This is a genomic window from Mycobacterium sp. P7213, from assembly GCF_900604305.1.
Taxonomy (GTDB): Bacteria; Actinomycetota; Actinomycetes; order Mycobacteriales; family Mycobacteriaceae; genus Mycobacterium.
In genome coordinates this window covers 1-17,632 of record NZ_UWOA01000025.1, presented here as the reverse complement: position 1 = coordinate 17,632, position 17,632 = coordinate 1, and the positions used below count along the sequence as shown (strand labels likewise).

General features: G+C 67.2%; 15 protein-coding genes. 10 read left to right on the top strand and 5 right to left on the bottom strand.

Annotated features, from left to right (window positions below; all coding sequences use genetic code 11):
• Nucleotides 1–16 precede the first annotated feature (16 nt).
• Nucleotides 17–595, bottom strand: coding sequence for a diacylglycerol-binding protein (locus EJK91_RS11435; protein ID WP_239651212.1), 579 nt, complete (start codon nucleotides 593–595; stop codon nucleotides 17–19).
• 21 nt (nucleotides 596–616) lie between these two features.
• Between EJK91_RS11435 and EJK91_RS11430 the strand changes: the two genes are divergently transcribed.
• Complete coding sequence (locus EJK91_RS11430) at nucleotides 617–1,198, top strand: class I SAM-dependent methyltransferase (RefSeq protein WP_125078983.1); 582 nt, start codon at nucleotides 617–619, stop codon at nucleotides 1,196–1,198.
• On the opposite strand, the gene EJK91_RS22385 is transcribed toward EJK91_RS11430, so the two are convergent.
• Both EJK91_RS22385 and EJK91_RS11420 read right to left on the bottom strand, forming a co-directional pair.
• Complete coding sequence (locus EJK91_RS22385) at nucleotides 1,195–1,842, bottom strand: peptidoglycan endopeptidase (protein WP_125078982.1); 648 nt, start codon at nucleotides 1,840–1,842, stop codon at nucleotides 1,195–1,197. The genes EJK91_RS11430 and EJK91_RS22385 overlap by 4 nt on opposite strands.
• Nucleotides 1,843–2,169: 327 nt before the next feature.
• Nucleotides 2,170–3,345, bottom strand: a complete 1,176-nt coding sequence (locus EJK91_RS11420; RefSeq protein ID WP_024442066.1) for an acyl-CoA dehydrogenase family protein — start codon at nucleotides 3,343–3,345, stop codon at nucleotides 2,170–2,172.
• 94 nt (nucleotides 3,346–3,439) lie between these two features.
• Between EJK91_RS11420 and fabG the strand changes: the two genes are divergently transcribed.
• From fabG to EJK91_RS11395, 5 genes are read left to right on the top strand one after another with little or no spacing between them, the layout of a single operon-like run.
• A complete protein-coding gene (fabG, locus tag EJK91_RS11415; protein ID WP_024442067.1) occupies nucleotides 3,440–4,177 on the top strand; it encodes a 3-oxoacyl-ACP reductase FabG in 738 nt (245 codons plus the stop codon).
• Nucleotides 4,174–5,391, top strand: a complete 1,218-nt coding sequence (locus tag EJK91_RS11410) for an acetyl-CoA C-acetyltransferase (protein WP_125078981.1) — start codon at nucleotides 4,174–4,176, stop codon at nucleotides 5,389–5,391. Before fabG ends, EJK91_RS11410 begins: the two co-directional genes overlap by 4 nt.
• Nucleotides 5,392–6,585, top strand: a complete 1,194-nt coding sequence (locus EJK91_RS11405; protein WP_024442069.1) for an acyl-CoA dehydrogenase family protein — start codon at nucleotides 5,392–5,394, stop codon at nucleotides 6,583–6,585.
• A 4-nt stretch (nucleotides 6,586–6,589) separates the two neighbouring features.
• Complete coding sequence (locus tag EJK91_RS11400; RefSeq protein ID WP_024442070.1) at nucleotides 6,590–7,309, top strand: GntR family transcriptional regulator; 720 nt, start codon at nucleotides 6,590–6,592, stop codon at nucleotides 7,307–7,309.
• Nucleotides 7,310–7,323: 14 nt separating this feature from the next.
• Nucleotides 7,324–7,887, top strand: coding sequence for a hypothetical protein (locus EJK91_RS11395; protein ID WP_024442071.1), 564 nt, complete (start codon nucleotides 7,324–7,326; stop codon nucleotides 7,885–7,887).
• Between the two features lie 19 nt (nucleotides 7,888–7,906).
• On the opposite strand, the gene EJK91_RS11390 is transcribed toward EJK91_RS11395, so the two are convergent.
• Both EJK91_RS11390 and EJK91_RS11385 read right to left on the bottom strand, forming a co-directional pair.
• Entirely contained in the window at nucleotides 7,907–8,302 is a 396-nt protein-coding gene (locus tag EJK91_RS11390) for a hypothetical protein (RefSeq protein WP_125078980.1), read from the bottom strand.
• A 177-nt stretch (nucleotides 8,303–8,479) separates the two neighbouring features.
• Nucleotides 8,480–10,246, bottom strand: a complete 1,767-nt coding sequence (locus tag EJK91_RS11385; RefSeq protein ID WP_036457671.1) for a molybdopterin-dependent oxidoreductase — start codon at nucleotides 10,244–10,246, stop codon at nucleotides 8,480–8,482.
• A 591-nt stretch (nucleotides 10,247–10,837) separates the two neighbouring features.
• Here EJK91_RS11385 and eccB point away from each other — a divergent pair.
• The 4 genes from eccB to EJK91_RS11365 all read left to right on the top strand — a co-directional run.
• Nucleotides 10,838–12,349: a type VII secretion protein EccB gene (eccB, locus tag EJK91_RS11380; RefSeq protein WP_024442074.1), complete on the top strand. Its 1,512-nt coding sequence runs from the start codon at nucleotides 10,838–10,840 to the stop codon at nucleotides 12,347–12,349.
• Entirely contained in the window at nucleotides 12,346–16,560 is a 4,215-nt protein-coding gene (locus tag EJK91_RS11375; protein ID WP_024442075.1) for a type VII secretion protein EccC, read from the top strand. The genes eccB and EJK91_RS11375 overlap by 4 nt, the downstream gene beginning before the upstream one ends.
• 360 nt (nucleotides 16,561–16,920) lie before the next feature.
• Entirely contained in the window at nucleotides 16,921–17,220 is a 300-nt protein-coding gene (locus tag EJK91_RS11370; RefSeq protein ID WP_024442076.1) for a PE family protein, read from the top strand.
• A gap of 152 nt (nucleotides 17,221–17,372) precedes the next feature.
• Nucleotides 17,373–17,632 (top strand): WXG100 family type VII secretion target (locus EJK91_RS11365; protein WP_164517939.1); only part of this gene is annotated, 260 nt, incomplete at its 3' end.

Below are 17,632 nucleotides of genomic sequence, written 5' to 3'. Positions count from 1 at the left end.
TCCCTTCCCGTTGTGGCTATTGCGCGGGCGGCTTGACGCCGGCGGCGATCTCGCCGATCAGCGCCGCGACCACCCCGAATGCGAAGTACAGCGGCACCAGCCACGGCGCGACCCCGAACAACCCGTCCGAGCCCGGGACGTAGCGGAACTGGCCGAGCGCGGCGATACCGATCTCGACCACCGGGCCGACGGCCGCGATCAGGACGCCACAGACAATCGCCGGACCATCTCCCAGGGCGCAGAACGTGATCGCGGCGAACGCGCAGATCAACGTCGTGAGGGGAACCACCGGCGAGGCATGCAACATCGCGGTGACGACGTAGCTGCCCAGCACGGCGGCCAGACCAGCCACCCCTTGGCGCACCGTGACCGCGGTCCGCGGTGACGGGAGATGCAGTCTCAACTCCGCCAGGAAAACGGTGGCCGACCCGACCAGGATCGGGAAGTAAAGCGGACTGCTCCAGATGAACGGGACGGCCTGCGACGGGGACAGGTATTCGGTGGTCCCGGTGACCACATGGGAGTGGTCGCCGATCAGACCGGCCACTCCACCCAAGACGAACAGCAACAACGCGATCGAGGGGCGTAATCTCACCCCCGCAGTATCGTCCATCGCATGAGCGCCGAGGACCGCACCCGCTGGGATGCGAAGTACGCCGGCCGCGGCGTGCCGGGGTCGGACACGATCGGGCCCGCTGCGGTGTTTGCGCCCTTCGTGGACGCTTTTCCGACGGCCGGCCGCGCGCTCGACATCGCCTGCGGCCAGGGCGCAGCGGCGGTCTGGCTGGCCCAGCGTGGCCTGCAGGTGGCCGGATGCGACATCTCGCCCGTCGCCGTCGAGCAGGCGCGGGCGTTCGCCGTGCACAGCGGCGTTGAAGACCGGTGCCGATTCGACGTCGTCGATCTCGACGACGGCCTTCCGGACGGACCACCGGCCGACGTCATTTACTGCGCCCGGTTCCGCGACAGTCGCCTCGACGCGCCGATGGTGCAGCGCCTGGCTCCGGGCGGACTGCTGGCGATCACCGCGTTGAGTCAGGTCGGCAGCACCGCTGGGCGGTATCGGGCTGCGCCCGGGGAGCTGCGCACGGCGTTCTCCGGCCTGGAGTTGATCGGCGAGGGCGAAGCGGACGGTGTGGCGTGGCTGTTGGCGCGACGCCCCACGGCGCCGTCAGCGCACCCGAACGGACGAGACTAGGCCGGAGCCGGCGCCTCGCGGTCGCTGGGCTCCGGGCCGGGCTCGGCCGGGGCGTCGTCGAGTGGCAGGGCATCCATCGGCGGCGCCTCGCCGGGCGGCATGTCGATCGGCGCCTCGACCGGGGGAGCCTCGAACGGCGGCGGTGCCTCAAACGGCGGCGGTGCGTCGAACGGCGGCGCTGCGGCCAGTTCCACGCCCATCGGCTCTGCCGCGGGCTCGGGGCCCGGCTCCACCATGGCGGCGAACTCCACCGGCGCTTCGGGGGCCGGTGCCTCGTCCATGGGCAGGTACATGTGGTGGGTGAACTGCGGCTGGTAGGCGCCGCCGCCACCGATCTTCACTCCGCCGGGCTCACCGCTGGCCACCGGCGTGCCGTCAGGCAGGGTCACCGCGGTGTGGTGGCTGTTCCAGCCCACCACCAGAGCGTTGGGCGCGGTGCCGTACCTGAAGCCGCGGGCCAGCAGCGCCGACTCCTCGTTGGCAGTGTGGAACCGGCCGCTGAAGGCCGGCCGGCCGCTGGCGACGTTGGACACCCACGAGGCCAAACCCGAGCAATCCGTACCTGCGGGAGTGTTGCCGCCGACGATGTACGGGGTGCCCGAAACCTGCTGGATGAGCGCCATCAGAGCTTCTAGACCAAACATGACCGAGCACATTAACCATGGATAACTGCACTTACCAAAATCTGTGGCACCCATCACGTTTAACATTCATGTTGTCAAAGATAACGTCGCAACGGAGAAACGCCAGGTAGATCGGGGAAAATCCGGCAAGCATGACCGTTAATTTCCGTAAGTGCTGGTAGAGGGCTCGTAGGTATTTGTTGAGCCTGGCTCCAAAGGTCACAAATTCGCATTATCAGGATGAAATTGCCTGATCAATGGGTGCGTCGCGGGTATCGATTCACGCCGGAATCGGCGGAAATAGCGGTGCCGGCGGCACGTCGTTTCCGGGGCAGAAAGTGATGCTGCTTACAGTGACCGCTTCGCGTTCTTGATCAGGTTCGACCCGATGATCAGCCGCTGGATCTCACTGGTGCCCTCGTAGAGCCGCAGCAGCCGGACATCGCGGTAGATGCGCTCCACCGGCACGCCACGGATGTATCCACTGCCGCCGTGGATCTGCACCGCCAGGTCGGCGACCTTGCCGGCCATCTCGGTGCAGAAGACCTTCGCCACCGACGGAGCGATTCGCCGATCTTCGTTGCTGACCCATTTGCGGGCGGCATCGCGGACCAGCGCCTGGCCGGCCAGCACTCCGGTCTGCTGATCGGCGAGCATCGCCTGCACCAGCTGGAAGTCGCCGATGATGCCGCCGCCCTGCGTTGCGGTGGCGGCATAGTTCACCGACTCATCCAGTGCGCGCTGCGCGGCTCCCACCGCCAGCGCGGCAATATGAATGCGGCCGCGGGCCAGCGAGGTCATCGCCGCCCGGTAACCGATGTCCTCATTCCCCCCGACCAGAGCGGCGGCGGGCAGTCGCACCCCGGAGAAACTGACATCGGCCGTCCAGGCGCCCTCCTGGCCCATCTTGGCGTCCTTGGCGCCGACTTCCACCCCGGCGGTATCGGCCGGCACCAGGAAGACCGCGATGCCGGCGCCGCGCTCGTCGGCGGGCCGGGTGCGGGCGAACACCACGAACAGATCCGCCAGCGGGGCGTTGGTGATGAACCGCTTCTGGCCGTCGAGCACCCACCCGTCGCCGTCACGGACGGCTTTGGTGCGCAGGCCCGCGGGATTGGAGCCCGCTCCGGGCTCGGTGAGGGCGAAGGATGCGACCGCCCCGGAGGCGATGGCCGCCAGCCAGCGCTCCTTCTGTTCATCGGTGCCGAACCCCACCAGCACCTGGCCGGCGATGCCGTTGTTGGTGCCGAACATCGACCGGACCGCCGGGCAGGTGTAGCCCAGTTCCATGGCCAGTTCGACGTCCTGGGCCAGATTCAGGCCCAACCCGCCCCATTCCTGGGGGATCGCGTAGCCGAACAGGCCCAGGTCCTTGGCGGCTTGCCGCAGGTCGTCCGGCACCTGATCGGTCTCGAGGATCTCCTGTTCGCGCGGGACGACCATGGTCCGGACGAACCGGCGGGTCTGGGACAGGATTTCGGCGAAGACGTCGTCTTCGACGGACGCGACGGATGCGGTCGGCATAGTTCGGCCCCTTTCGGCACTGGCCGATAAATCATATATGAAATATGATGTTGCGGACCATGGGTGGGCACGACATGTAGAGGACGGTTTCGGCGTGGCATTACTCAACGGGCAGACGGCGGTGATCACCGGTGGAGCGCAGGGGCTGGGCTTCGCCATCGCGCAACGCTTCGTCGCCGAGGGCGCCCGGGTGGTGCTCGGCGATCTGAACCTGGACGCGACCGAGGCCGCGGCGCAGCGGCTGGGCGCCGACGTGGCGGTGGCGGCACGCACCGACGTCACGGACTCCGCCGACGTCGAGGCGCTGGTAGCCGTCGCCGTCGAGCGGTTCGGCGGTCTGGACATCATGGTCAACAACGCCGGCATCACCCGCGACGCCACCATGCGCAAGATGACCGAAGACGATTTCGATCAGGTGATCGCAGTCCACCTCAAGGGCACCTGGAACGGGCTGCGCGCGGCTGCGGCGATCATGCGGGAACGCAAACGCGGCGCGATCGTCAACATGTCCTCTATATCGGGCAAGGTCGGCATGGTCGGGCAGACCAACTATTCGGCCGCCAAGGCCGGCATCGTCGGCATGACCAAGGCCGCCAGCAAGGAGCTGGCCTACCTCGGTGTCCGCGTCAACGCGATCCAGCCGGGGCTGATCCGCTCGGCGATGACCGAGGCCATGCCGCAGCGGATCTGGGATTCGAAGGTCGCCGAGGTGCCGATGGGCCGGGCCGGCGAGCCCGACGAGGTCGCGACCGTCGCACTATTTCTGGCATCCGACCTGTCCTCTTATATGACGGGCACCGTGCTCGAGGTGACCGGCGGTCGACACCTATGAGCCTGCGCGAGACGGTGATCTGCGAACCGGTTCGCACTCCCGTCGGCCGCTACGGCGGGATGTTCAAATCGCTGACCGCCGTCGAGCTCGGCGTCGCCGCGCTGTCCGGACTGCTGGAGCGCACCGGCCTGCCCGTCGACGCCATCGACGACGTGGTGCTGGGGCACTGCTATCCCAGTAGTGAGGCGCCCGCGATCGGGCGGGTGGTCGCCCTGGATTCCGGCCTGCCGGTGACGGTTCCGGGTATGCAGGTCGATCGGCGGTGCGGATCCGGCCTGCAGGCGGTGATCCAGGCCTGCCTGCAGGTCGGCAGTGGCCCGCATGAGGTGGTGATCGCCGGCGGTGCGGAGAGCATGAGCAACGTGGCCTTCTACTCCACCGACATGCGCTGGGGCGGGGCCCGCGACGGCGTACGGGTGCACGACGGCCTGGCACGCGGCCGGACCACCGCGGGCGGGCAGTACCACCCGGTGCCCGGTGGCATGTTGGAGACCGCGGAGAACCTGCGTCGTCAGTACCAGATCTCCCGCACCGAGCAGGACGAGCTCGCGGTCACCTCACATCAGCGCGCGGTGGCGGCCCAGCGCAGCGGTGTGCTCGCCGACGAGATCATCGGGGTCACGGTGCGCTCCCGCGCCGGCGAGCAGCGGATCGACACCGACGAGCATCCCCGCGCCGACACCTCGGTCGAGTCACTGGCCAAGCTCAAACCGGTTCTGGGCAAAAGCGATCCGGATGCCACCGTCACCGCCGGCAATTCCAGCGGTCAGAACGACGCGGCCTCGATGTGTGTGGTGACCACCCCGGCCAAGGCCGAGCAGCTGGGCCTGACCCCGCTGGTGCGACTGGTCTCCTGGGGGCTGGCCGGGGTCGCGCCCAACGTGATGGGCATCGGCCCGGTGCCGGCCACCGAGGTCGCCCTGGCCAAGGCGGGTCTCACCCTCGCCGACATCGACCTGATCGAGCTCAATGAGGCGTTCGCCGCTCAGGCGCTGGCGGTCATGGCGGCGTGGCGGTTCGGTGCGGCCGACCGCGACCGGACCAACGTGCACGGTTCGGGGATCTCGCTGGGGCATCCGGTGGGCGCGACCGGCGGCCGGATGCTGGCAACGCTGGCGCGTGAGCTGCACCGCCGCCAGCAGCGCTATGGGTTGGAAACCATGTGCATCGGAGGTGGCCAGGGCTTGGCCGCCGTGTTCGAGAGAGTGGCGTAGATGACCAGACTGTGCCAGACGTTGGGGCTGACCGAGAGCCAGACCGAGATCGTCGCAGCGGTGCGGGCGTTCGTCGACAAAGAGGTCATTCCGCACGCTGCCGACTTGGAACGCGCCGACGCCTATCCGCAACAGATCGTCGACGGGATGCGACAGCTGGGCCTGTTCGGGCTGATGATTCCGGAGGCCTACGGGGGGCTGGGCGAATCCCTGCTGACCTACGCACTGTGCGTCGAGGAGCTCGCGCGCGGCTGGATGAGCATCTCCGGGGTGATCAACACCCATTTCATCGTGGCCTACATGCTGCGCCAGCACGGCACCGACGAGCAGAAACAGCGCTACCTGCCGGCGATGGCGACCGGTGATGTGCGCGGCGCGTTTTCGATGTCCGAACCCGAGCTCGGTTCCGACGTCGCGGCCATCCGCACCCGGGCCACACCCACCGGCGACGGTGACTACCTCATCACCGGCCAGAAGATGTGGCTGACCAACGGCGCCACGTCGAGCCTGGTGGCGGTGCTGGTCCACACCGACGAAGGGGCCGACACCCCGCACCGCAACATGACCGCGTTCCTAGTCGAAAAGCCCACCGGATTCGGTGAAGTCGTCCCGGGGCTGACCATCCCCGGCAAGCTCGAGAAGCTCGGCTACAAGGGCATCGACACCACCGAGATGATCTTCGACGACTATCGCGCCGGTTCAGCCGACATTCTGGGCGGAAAGACCGGCCGCGGCTTCTACCAGATGATGGACGGCATCGAGGTCGGCCGGGTCAATGTCGCCGCACGTGCCTGCGGGGTGGGCATCCGCGCGTTCGAGCTCGCGGCCCGATACGCCCAGCAGCGCAACACCTTCGGCAAGCCGATCGCCGAGCATCAGGCCGTCGCGTTCGGGCTGGCCGAGATGGCGACCAAGGTCGAGGCCGCACACCTGATGATGGTCAACGCGGCCCGGCTCAAGGATTCCGGCGAACGCAACGACGTCGCCGCGGGCATGGCGAAATACCTGGCCAGCGAGTACTGCAATGAGGTCACCCAGCAGAGCTTCCGGATCCACGGCGGCTACGGCTACTCCAAGGAGTACGAGATCGAGCGCCTGATGCGCGACGCGCCGTTCCTGCTGATCGGCGAGGGCACCAGCGAGATCCAGAAGCAGATCATCAGCAAACGTCTGCTGGCCGACTACCGCATCTGACGCCATGTCTGCTCCCGACTTCAGCACCCGGCCGCAGTTGTCGCAAGCCGTCGCTCGCTTCGTGCGCCAGCGGATCTTCGACGGCGGCTACGCTGCGGGGTCCTACGTCCGATTGGACCAGCTCGCAACGGAATTGGGCATCAGTGTCACTCCGGTGCGGGAGGCGCTGTTCGAGCTGCGCGCTGAAGGCCTGCTCGACCAGCTGCCGCATCGCGGGTTCGTAGTGTTGCCGGTGACCGAGCGTGATCTGGCCGATGTCGCCGAGGTCCAGGCGTTCGTGGGCGGTGAGCTGGCGGCGCGGGCCGCGGCCGGGATCACCGAGGAGCAGTTGAGCGAGCTCAATGAGATTCAGTCCCGGCTGGAGCAGGCCTACGCCGGCGACGACGAAGAGCGCACCGTGCGGCTCAACCACGATTTTCACCGGGCGATCAATGTCGCCGCCGCCTCACCCAAGCTGGCCCAAATGATGTCGCAGATAACCCGGTATGCGCCCGAGGCCGTTTTCCCGGGGATCGCAGGGTGGCCGGAGCGGTCGATGGCCGATCATCGGCGGGTGCTCGCCGCGCTGGCGGCACACGATCAGACGCTGGCGCGTACCGCGATGGCCGAGCACTTGGCGGCCGGCGTGCTGCCACTCGTCGAGCATTTGACCGATCGTGGTGTGGTGGAACGCGAAGACGGCGACGCGCAGGCCGATCAGCGCCCGTCGGCGACGGGGACGTGAGACCGTATCAACCTATGCAGAACCACACTTTCCTGACTTACGAAGAGTTCGGGCGCAAGTTCTTCGAGGTCGCGGTCACCGAAGAACGAGTGGCAGCTGCGTTCGCCGTCATCGCCGGTGACGAGTTCGAGATGCCCACCATGCGGCAGGGTCCGGGCGGCATCGCCAAGGTCAGCGCCAAGGTGCGCGTTCAGGAGCCGCGGGTGGCACGCGGTCTGGGGGATCTGCTGACGTTCGCGATCCACATTCCGCTGGAGATCGACCTGCTCATCGACCTTCGTCTGGATAAGCAACGATTCACCGTGGCCGGCGACATCGCCCTGCACGCCACCGCCCGCGCCGCCGAACCGTTGCTGCTGATCATCGACGTACCCAAGCCACGGTCCTCGGACATCACCGTCGAGGTGTCGTCGACGTCCATCCGCGGCGAGCTGCTGCGGATCTTCGCCGGCGTCGACGGGGAGATCCGGCGCTTCATCGCGCACTACGTGGCAGACGAGATCGACAGCCCGCAGTCCCAGCAGGCGCAGATCATCGACGTGGCCGAGCAGCTGGACTCGGCCTGGACCGGGATCTGATCGCTCGCGGCTGCGACCGCTACGGGTAGGGGATCGCCGGAATCGCCGGAATCGCCGGGATGGCGGGAATCGCCGGGATCGCCGGAATCGCGGGAATGGCCGGGACTGCGGGCGCAGACGGAGCCCGCGGTACCGCCGAGGCGGCCGGAGCCTGTTTCGCGGTGGGCTCGACAACCGGAGCGGCACTGGTGAGCGGGGCGTCCGGGAGCGCGGTCGGACCGGGTTCGGGCTCGCCGGCCTCGCTGTCGGCGGGCGGCACCGGCGCCATCGGGGCGGCGGGAGCCTGGGTGACCTCACCGTAGGTGTCTTCCTCGGAATCACTGTCGCAGGCGCCACAGGCGGTCGCCACCGCACCCACGGCGAGCCCCACCGCTACCACCGACAGGACTGACTTTCCGATACCGCGTCTGCGCATGGATTCTCCCCGTTGTTCAGTTGCCTCATGTCACCCTACGACGCGGCGGTGGATCAGGCGGGCCGGCCATCGACAAGATCAGACCGCGGCTGCGCAGTGTCCTGATCCCGCAGATGCGGCGCGGCCTGACAGGTGTTCCTGTCAGGCCGCGGCAGCCCTCATCTCCCGGGGATCGGCTCAGATCGTCTGATGGCGGCCGAAGAACTTGTGGTCTTCGCTGTAGCCGCCGTGGCCGCTGCCGATCTCCTTATAACTCTCGACGAACTCGATGCCCTTGATCCATTTCACCAGCTTGTAGCCGTGCTGCAGCTCGTTGCGCAGCCGCAGCGGCCGGCCGTGCATGTAGGGCAGCGGCTGGTCATTCATGTTGTAGGCCAGCATCGACATGTGGTGCCACATCTGGTCGACCGGGTGTGCGTTGTAGAAGATGCCGCCGGTGGCGCCCAGGCCCATCGAGTAGAAGATCGCCCACTTGGCCTGCGGAAGCGGTTTGACGATCTCCATGATCGTCGACATCTGCACGCCGCCCCATTTGGCCACGCCGGACCAGGCCTGCACGCACATGTGCTGGGTGATCTGGTCGTGATACGGCAGGGCCTTGAGGTCCTCCAGCGAGAACTCCATCGGGTTCTCGACCAGGCCGTAGACCTTGAGTCGCCAGTCCTTGAAGTCTCCTGCCTCGTATTCCTTGTACTCGACGGTCTCCGGCAGCCGGCCGTTGCGCCAGTGGAACGGCGAGATGTCGTCCTCGGTGAAGGTCCCGGGCTCGGGGTTCAGATGTTCCAGGGCCCGCTGGAACGGCCCGATGAGGGCATAGCCGATCTTCTGGACGACCCGCGGGTAGCGCAGGGTGAGCGGCGTGGCCGCGATCCAGCCGATGGTGCACACCACCGCCGCCACGCAGAAGACGTAGAAGCCCGTCGCGCTATGGCATTCCGGGCCCGCGCCTTCCGCACATCCCCGGGCGGCGAACATGTGGTTGAGATTGTCGAAGGCGTCGGTAGCGAACACCATGGTGACGTGCACGAGGATGAACAGCAGGAAATAGACCAGCACTACGAAGTGCAGGGAGCGGGCGATCTGCAGGTTGAGTCGCATGTGCTTGCTGATCAGCCCCAGCCGCTGTGATAGCGCCGGGGACATGCCCAGCGCGGTGATCAGCGCGGCGGGAGCAGCCACGAACACCGTGACGAAGTAGGAGATCAGCTGCAGCGCGTTGTAGTTGGTCCAGGTGTGGTCGTCCGGCCAGTCCAGCGATGCGTACTGGATCATCACCGAGGCAGCGTGCGGAATAATGTCCCAGCTGGTCGGAACGATACGGCGCCACTGACCGGTGGTGAACAGCAGGACATAGAAGACCGCACCGTTGAGCAGCCACAACACCCCCAGGCCCATGTGCCACCAGCGGGCCAGCCCGATCGAATGCCGGAAGCCCGGTAGCCCGAACTGCGCCGGCAGCGCGACGGTGTCGGCATTGGCCGTCCAGTAAGGGTCGTCCGGGACCGGCGGCCCCACCCGCAGCCATTCGTCCTTGCCGGGGGTGGAGTTGCGGCTGAAGTACAGCCGCGGGTGGTCACAGAGAATCTGGATGCCGGCGCGGATGATGAAGATCATCATGAACAGGTTGAAGAAGTGGGTCCACCCGGCCCAGGCCGGCAGGCCCCCGGCGACTTCGGTGGACGGGCTGCTGCCGGGATACCTGGTGATGAAGTCCTCGATGCCCGGCATGTGCCGAATGCCCTTGCCGATCGCGACCATCGCCACCATTCCGACGAAACCGATCGGAATCAGCCACAGCAGGTTGAACCACTTGTCGCGGCCGATACGCAGGTGCGGGGCGACCGCGCGGCGGCTGAGGTCGAAACCGCCGCCGTAGGTCTCGACGTCGACGGTCTCGTTGTGGTTTTTGTGGATCTCTGCCCGGTAGCCCTGTTCCAGCTCCAACTCGACGTCCACGACGTCCGCGGAGTAGTCGACTTGCCGGGTGGTTTCTTTCGTTGCTGGTGAGGTCGCGGGACCCCGCGGGTCGAGTTGCCCTCCAGCACCCTGTCCATCAATCGCGGTCACCTATCGACGGTAGCGCGAAAAACCTCGTGACCCGATACTCTGACATCAGATACGCAGGCTTCTGACAGGAAACTCAGGTACCGCAAGTGCGGATTACGGCGGTCGCCGACGGCCGCTGCGCCCCGGCCTGCGCCATCCTGGCTCGCCGACCGGGCCGATCGGGCGTTCGCGGCGATTATTTCGGTGGACAAACCACCGTTTTCCATTGGGCGCGACGCAGGTGAGCTCACCCGGCTCTGGCGCTTAACAGACCGTTCATCTAACGCGGTCATAATTCGTGCAAGAACAGGCGAAGTGCGTTTCGCCATCGCCATCAGATTGCAATCTGCGCCGCGGGCAGTCGTAGCGCGACACGGCTAGCATGCGCAGTGAAGAAACTTGTGACCAGGCAGGGGTAGATGACGACCTATACGGGACCGGCACCGCGCCGTAATCCGGCATTGCTGCGGGCTGGGGTTGGGGCGCGCCGTGGCTGACGAACAGCGGGGACCCGGTTACGGCCTTGGGCTGTCGACACGGACCCAGATGACGGGGTACCAGTTCCTGGCTCGACGGACTGCGATGGCGTTGACGCGCTGGCAGGTTCGGATGGAAGTAGAGCCCGGCCGGCGCCAGTCGCTGGCCGTGGTGGCTTCCGTGTCGGCCGCGGCGGTCGTCTGCCTCGGTGCACTGCTGTGGTCGTTCTTGAGTCCCTCGGGCCAGATGAACGAATCGCCGATCATCGCCGACCGTGATTCCGGCGCCCTGTATGTGCGGGTCGGCGACACCATATATCCGGCACTGAATTTGGCCTCGGCGCGGCTGATCGCGGGCCGGGCCGACAACCCGCACAAGGTGCGCTCCACTCAAATAGCCGAGCAGCCGCACGGCCCGCTGGTCGGAATTCCCGGCGCGCCGTCGGACATCCTGCCCACGGCGCCCTCGACATCGTCGTGGCTGATCTGCGACACCGTCGCCAACGTCCAGGGCGTCGGTGCGCCGTCGCCGGTGACCGTGACGGTGATCGACGGCGCCCCGGAACTCAACTCCCGCCGCCGGGTGCTGGACGGACCCGACGCGGTGGTGCTGCGCTACGGCAATGACTCCTGGGTGGTTCGCCAAGGCCGCCGCTCGCGCATCGACGCCGCCGACCGGGCGGTGCTGCTGCCGCTGGGGCTGACCCCCGAGCAGGTCGACCACGCCCGCCCGATGAGCCAGGCGTTGTTCGACGCCTTGCCGGTGGGCCCGGAACTGGCGGTCCCCTTCGTGCCGGAGGCGGGTCAGCCGCCGGCCTTCCCGAATGCTCCCGGACCGGTGGGCATGGTGTTCACCACGCCGCAGTTGGCTGGGCCGCAACAGTATTCGGTGGTGCTCATGAACGGCGTACAGACCGTCTCGCCGGTGGTGGCCCGCATTCTGCAGAACGCCGGCGCCACCGGAGGCGGTGCGCCCGCAGTGGTGACGCCGCAGGACCTGGCGAAGATGCCGGTGGTCACCGGACTGGACCTCTCGGCATACCCCGAGGGGCCGCTTCAGGTCGTCGACATCAAGGAGAACCCCTCCACGTGCTGGTGGTGGGAGCGTTCCGCCGGTGACAGCCGGGCCCGGGTGCAGGTGGTGTCCGGCCCGACGATTCCGGTGTCGCAGAAGCAAATGAAGCGGGTGGTGTCGCTGGTGAAGACCAACGACACCAACGTGCCGCAGGCCGACCGGGTCTACTTCGGTTCCGGCTACGGCAACTTCGTCGCGATCACCGGCAACGACCCGGACGCCTCGACGCGGGAATCGTTGTGGTGGATATCCGCCTCCGGCGTGCGATTCGGAATCCCCGGCGATGACGAGCGCAAGGCGCTGGGCCTGGTCGGAGAACCGGCACTGGCGCCGTCGGTGGCGTTGCGCCTGCTGGCACACGGACCGACCCTGTCCCGACAGGATGCGCTGGTACGTCACGACACCCTGCCAACCGATATGAGCCCAGCAGAATTGGCGGTGCCCAAGTGAAACGTGGATACGCCCGGCCGACGCCGGAACGCGCCCCGGTGGTCAAGCCGGAGAACATCGTATTGCCGACGCCGCTGAGCGTCCCGCCGCCAGAAGGCAAGCCGTGGTGGTTGGTGGTGGTCGGCGTGCTGGTGGTCGGCCTGCTCGTCGGCATGGTCGCCATGACCGTGGCCAGCGGCTCCCGGATGTTCCTGGGTGCCGGCTCGATCTTCCCGATCTTCATGATCGGTGGTGTCGCGATGATGATGTTCGGCGGCCGTTTCGGCGGTGGCGCCCAGCAACTCAGCCGGCCGAAGCTCGACGCGATGCGCGCCCAGTTCATGCTCATGCTGGACCGGCTGCGTGAGTCGGCGGCCGAGTCCGCGGACAGCATGGACGCCAACTACCGGTGGTACCACCCGGCGCCGTCCACCCTGGCCGCCGCGGTGGGGTCGTCACGGATGTGGGAGCGCCAGCCCAACGGCAAGGACCTCAACTTCGGGCTGGCCCGCGTCGGGGTGGGGATGACGCGCCCCGAGGTCACCTGGGGCGAGCCGCAGAACATGCCGACCGACATCGAGCTGGAACCGGTGACCGGTAAGGCGCTGCAGGAGTTCGGTCGCTACCAGAGCGTGGTCTACAACCTGCCCAAGATGATCTCCCTGCTGGTCGAGCCGTGGTACTCGCTGGTCGGCGACCGCGAGCAGGTGCTCGGGTTGATGCGCGCGATCATCTGCCAGCTGGCCTTCTCACACGGGCCCGACCATCTGCGCATGGTCGTGGTGACGTCGGATGTGGCGCAGTGGGACTGGGTGAAGTGGATGCCGCACTTCGGCGACCCGCGCCGTCAGGACGCCGCCGGCAACGCCCGCATGGTGTACGGCTCGGTGCAGGACTTCGCCACCGAACATGCCGAACTGTTCTCCGGGCGTGGATCGTTCATGCCGCGCCACGCGAGCTCGTCGGCGGAGACCCCGACCCCGCACCACCTGATCATCGTCGATGGCCTGGACCCGCAGTGGGAGTACGTCAACACCACCGAGGGCATCGACGGGGTGACGTTCTTCGACCTGACCGGCGCTCCGGAGTGGCGTGTCGTCTCACAGCGGGTGCTGCGTCTCGACGACAAGGGCATCATCAACGCCCTGCCACGTGACCGCGACACCTGGATGGTGATCGACGACAACGAGTGGTTCTTCGCGCTCGCCGACCAGGTCAGCCCCACCGACGCCGAACAGTTCGCGCAGCGGTTGGCGCACTGGCGGCTGGCGGCGGCCTACGAGGAGATCGGTCAGAAGGTGACGCACCACATCGGTGCGCGCGACATCATGGCCTACTACGGCATCGAGGACGCCGGGCGGATCAACTTCGAGGAGCTGTGGGCAAGCCGGCGTGACGGTGGCAGCCGGGGCCGCCTGCGGATTCCGTTCGGAAACCGTTCCGACAACGGCGAACTGCTGTTCTTGGACATGAAATCCCTCGACGAGGGCGGTGACGGGCCGCACGGCGTCATGTCCGGCACCACCGGTTCCGGTAAGTCGACCCTGGTGCGCACGGTGATCGAGTCGCTGCTGCTGGCTCACCCGCCGGACGAGCTGCAGTTCGTGCTGGCCGACCTCAAGGGCGGATCGGCGGTCAAGCCGTTCGCCGGCGTGCCGCACGTGTCGCGGATCATCACCGACCTGGAAGACGACCAGGCCCTCATGGAGCGCTTCCTGGAGGCCATGTGGGGTGAGATCGCCCGACGAAAGACCATGTGCGACAACGCCGGTGTCGACGGCGCCAAGGAGTACAACGAAATCCGGTCCCGGATGCGGGCGCGCGGCGACGACAGCCTGCCGCCGCTGCCGATGCTGGTCGTGGTGATCGATGAGTTCTACGAGTGGTTTCGCATCATGCCGACCGCCGTTGAGGTGCTGGACTCGATCGGCCGCCAGGGCCGCGCCTACTGGGTGCACCTGATGATGGCCTCGCAGACCATCGAGAGCCGCGCCGAGAAGCTCATGGAGAACATGGGCTATCGGCTGGTGCTCAAGGCGCAGACCGCCGGAGCCGCGCAGGCGGCCGGTGTCCCCAACGCGGTGAACCTGCCGGGTAAGGCGGGTCTGGGCTACTTCCGCAAGAGCGGCGAAGAGGTCATCCGGTTCCAGGCCGAGTTCCTGTGGCGCGACTACCACCGGGGCGGAATCCTCGACGACGAGCAGATGCCGTTGACGCACGCCGTCGACTACATCCGGCCGCAACTGTTCACCACCGAGTTCACTCCGCTCGAGGTCAGCGTCAGCACGCCCGAGATCGAGGCGGCCGAGGAGATGGCAGCGCTCGACACCAAGCCGGCAGCCGCGCCCGGCGAGCCGGCCGAGGAAGAGGACTTCATCCGGACTCCCAAGGTCGGCACGGTCATCATCGACCAACTGCGTCAGATCGACTTCGAGCCGTACCGGTTGTGGCAGCCGCCGCTGGATGTGCCGGTGACGGTCGAGAGCCTGGTGAACCGCTACTTGGGTCACCCGTGGCAGCAGGACTACGGCACCCGGCGCGACCTGGTGTTCCCGATCGGTGTCATCGACCGGCCCTTCAAGCACGACCAGCCGCCGTGGACGGTGGACACCTCCGGCCCCGGCGCCAACGTGCTGATCCTGGGCGCCGGTGGGTCGGGCAAGACGACCGCATTGCAGACCTTGATCTGCGCGGCCGCGTTGACGCACACCCCCGAACAGGTTCAGTTCTACTGCCTGGCCTACAGCGGGACCTCGCTGACCACGGTCGCCGGCCTGCCGCACGTGGGCAGTGTCTGTGGTCCGACTGATCCCGACGGGGTGCGCCGCACGGTGGCCGAACTGCTGGCGTTGGTGCGGACCCGCAAGCGCAGCTTCCTGGAGAACGATGTCGCGTCGATGGACGTCTTTCGCCGGCGGAAGTTCGAAGGTGCTCCGGGGGCGGTGCCCAACGACGGTTTCGGCGATGTCTATCTGGTGGTCGACAACTACCGGGCACTCTCGGAGGACAACGAGGTGCTCGTCGAGCAGGTCAACCAGATCATCAACCAGGGGCCGTCGTTCGGTGTGCACGTGATCGTGACCGCCGACCGCGAATCGGAGCTGCGCCCGCCGGTGCGAAGCGGTTTCGGATCCCGGGTCGAGCTGCGGCTGGCCGCGGTCGAGGATGCCAAGCTGGTGCGTTCCCGGTTCGCCAAGGATGTTCCGGTGAAGCCCGGACGCGGCATGGTCGCGGTCAACTACGTGCGCCTCGACAGCGACCCCCAGTCCGGTCTGCACACCCTGATCGCCCGGCCCGCGATGGAGGACACCGGCGACAAGGTGTTCGAGTCCGACAGCGTGGCGGCCGCGGTCAGCCAGGTGGCGGTCGGCCGGGTGCGCCCGGTGCGGCGTCTGCCGGCGCGGTTCGGCCTGGAAGAGGTGCGCGCGGTCGCGGCCAACGACCGTCGCGAAGGAGTGGGAGCGGGCGGTATCGCCTGGGCGATCTCCGAACTCGACCTGCAGCCGGTCTACCTGAACTTCGCCGAGAACGGCCACCTGATGGTGACCGGCCGTCGCGAATGCGGCCGCACCACCACGCTGGCCACCATCATGAGCGAGATCGAACGGCTCTATGCGCCGGGTTCCAGCAGTGCGCCGGCGCCCAGCCCGGACGGTCGGCCGTCGGCCCAGGTGTGGCTGATCGACCCGCGCCGGCAGTTGCTGACCACGTTGGGGTCGGACTACGTGGAGAAGTTCGCCTACAACCTGGACGGCGCCGTTGCGCTGGTCAACGAGTTGGCCGCCACGCTGGCCAACCGGGAGCCTCCGCCGGGGCTGTCGGCCGAGGAGCTGCTGTCGCGGACCTGGTGGAGCGGGCCGGAGATCTTCTTGATCATCGACGACATCCAGCAGTTCCCGCCCGGCTTCGACTCGCCGTTCCAGAAGGCTGCGCCCTGGGTCACCCGCTCGGCCGACGTCGGCCTGCACGTGATCGCCACCCGCACGTTCGGTGGTTGGTCGTCCGCTGGTGCCGACCCGCTGCTGCGGGCTCTGCACCAGGCCAACGCACCACTGTTGGTGATGGACGCCGACCCGGACGAAGGCTTCATCCGCGGCAAGATGAAGGGCGGCCCGCTGCCTCGCGGCCGTGGCCTGCTGATGGCGGAGGACACCGGGGTGTTCGTTCAGGTCGCCGCCACCGAGCTGCGGCGGGCGCCGGCGCAGGAGCGCGCGGCCACCCCGGCCGGCTGACCGGCCCGACCAGCAACCACTGTGACGCGAGCAACAGCGACACAGTGGTTGCTGGCGCTTTCACGGCCCCGACGCGGGCGGTGAATTAAGTGCGCCGGGATTTAAACCCGGGCGTGTTGCCCGCTGGTTTCGGAGGGTAGGGCGGCTGCCGGTCGCACCGGAAATGGCAGCCCTGTGTTTTTCCAGTTTGAAGCCTTTTCGGCGGCCGAACAGCCGGCTCGCGGCCACCGGCTTGTTACCCCAGATGAACACTTGTTATCGGCAGGTGAACACTCGGCGATGTGGCTACTCCCGGGCACTTTGAGCCTTTACGATCGTCAGCAGAGAGATTGCTGACCGCGATCCCGGAGGAGGACTCGAATGTCGTTTGTGAACGCGCAGCCGGAAGCGCTGTCCGCTGCCGCTGCGAACTTGAGCGGTATCGGTTCGGCGTTGAACGCGCAGAACGCCGCCGCCGCCGCCCCGACCACCGGCGTGGTCCCGGCAGCCGCCGACGAGGTCTCGGCACTGACCGCGGCGCAGTTCGCCGCGCACGCGACGATGTACCAACAGGTCAGCGCGCAGGCCGCCGCGATCCACGAGATGTTTGTCGCAACGCTCAACCAAAGTGCGACCTCCTACGCCGCCACCGAGGCGGCCAACGCTGCTGCGGCGGGCTAATCAGGAGCCAACCGCATACCGGCTACGGGCTGATGGGAGGGGAACCAATCATTCGTTCAAAGCCGGTCGTCGGTTACCGACGTAACCGGTGGCAATAACCGTCAACTACGAGAATCAATAAGAAACAACGAACTTCAGAAAAGGAGACAACAGTGGCAACACGTTTTATGACTGATCCGGACGCGATGCGTTCGATGGCGGGCCGTTTTGATGTGCACGCGCAGACGGTGGAGGACGAGGCGCGCCGGATGTGGGCGTCGTCGACCAACATCTCCGGTGCGGGCTGGGGTGGTCTGGCGGAGCGGACCTCGATGGACACCATGGGTCAGATGCAGACCGCGTTTCGCAACATCGTGAACATGCTGCACGGGGTGCGGGATGGGTTGATTCGCGACGCTAATTCGCGACGCTA

Coding starts and splice junctions, on each gene's coding strand:
- EJK91_RS11430 (WP_125078983.1), top strand. CDS start 617: ATGAGCGCCGAGGACCGCACCCGCTGGGATGCGAAGTACGCCGGCCGC.
- EJK91_RS22385 (WP_125078982.1), bottom strand. CDS start 1,842: ATGTTTGGTCTAGAAGCTCTGATGGCGCTCATCCAGCAGGTTTCGGGC.
- EJK91_RS11420 (WP_024442066.1), bottom strand. CDS start 3,345: ATGCCGACCGCATCCGTCGCGTCCGTCGAAGACGACGTCTTCGCCGAA.
- EJK91_RS11410 (WP_125078981.1), top strand. CDS start 4,174: ATGAGCCTGCGCGAGACGGTGATCTGCGAACCGGTTCGCACTCCCGTC.
- EJK91_RS11405 (WP_024442069.1), top strand. CDS start 5,392: ATGACCAGACTGTGCCAGACGTTGGGGCTGACCGAGAGCCAGACCGAG.
- EJK91_RS11400 (WP_024442070.1), top strand. CDS start 6,590: ATGTCTGCTCCCGACTTCAGCACCCGGCCGCAGTTGTCGCAAGCCGTC.
- EJK91_RS11395 (WP_024442071.1), top strand. CDS start 7,324: ATGCAGAACCACACTTTCCTGACTTACGAAGAGTTCGGGCGCAAGTTC.
- EJK91_RS11390 (WP_125078980.1), bottom strand. CDS start 8,302: ATGCGCAGACGCGGTATCGGAAAGTCAGTCCTGTCGGTGGTAGCGGTG.
- EJK91_RS11370 (WP_024442076.1), top strand. CDS start 16,921: ATGTCGTTTGTGAACGCGCAGCCGGAAGCGCTGTCCGCTGCCGCTGCG.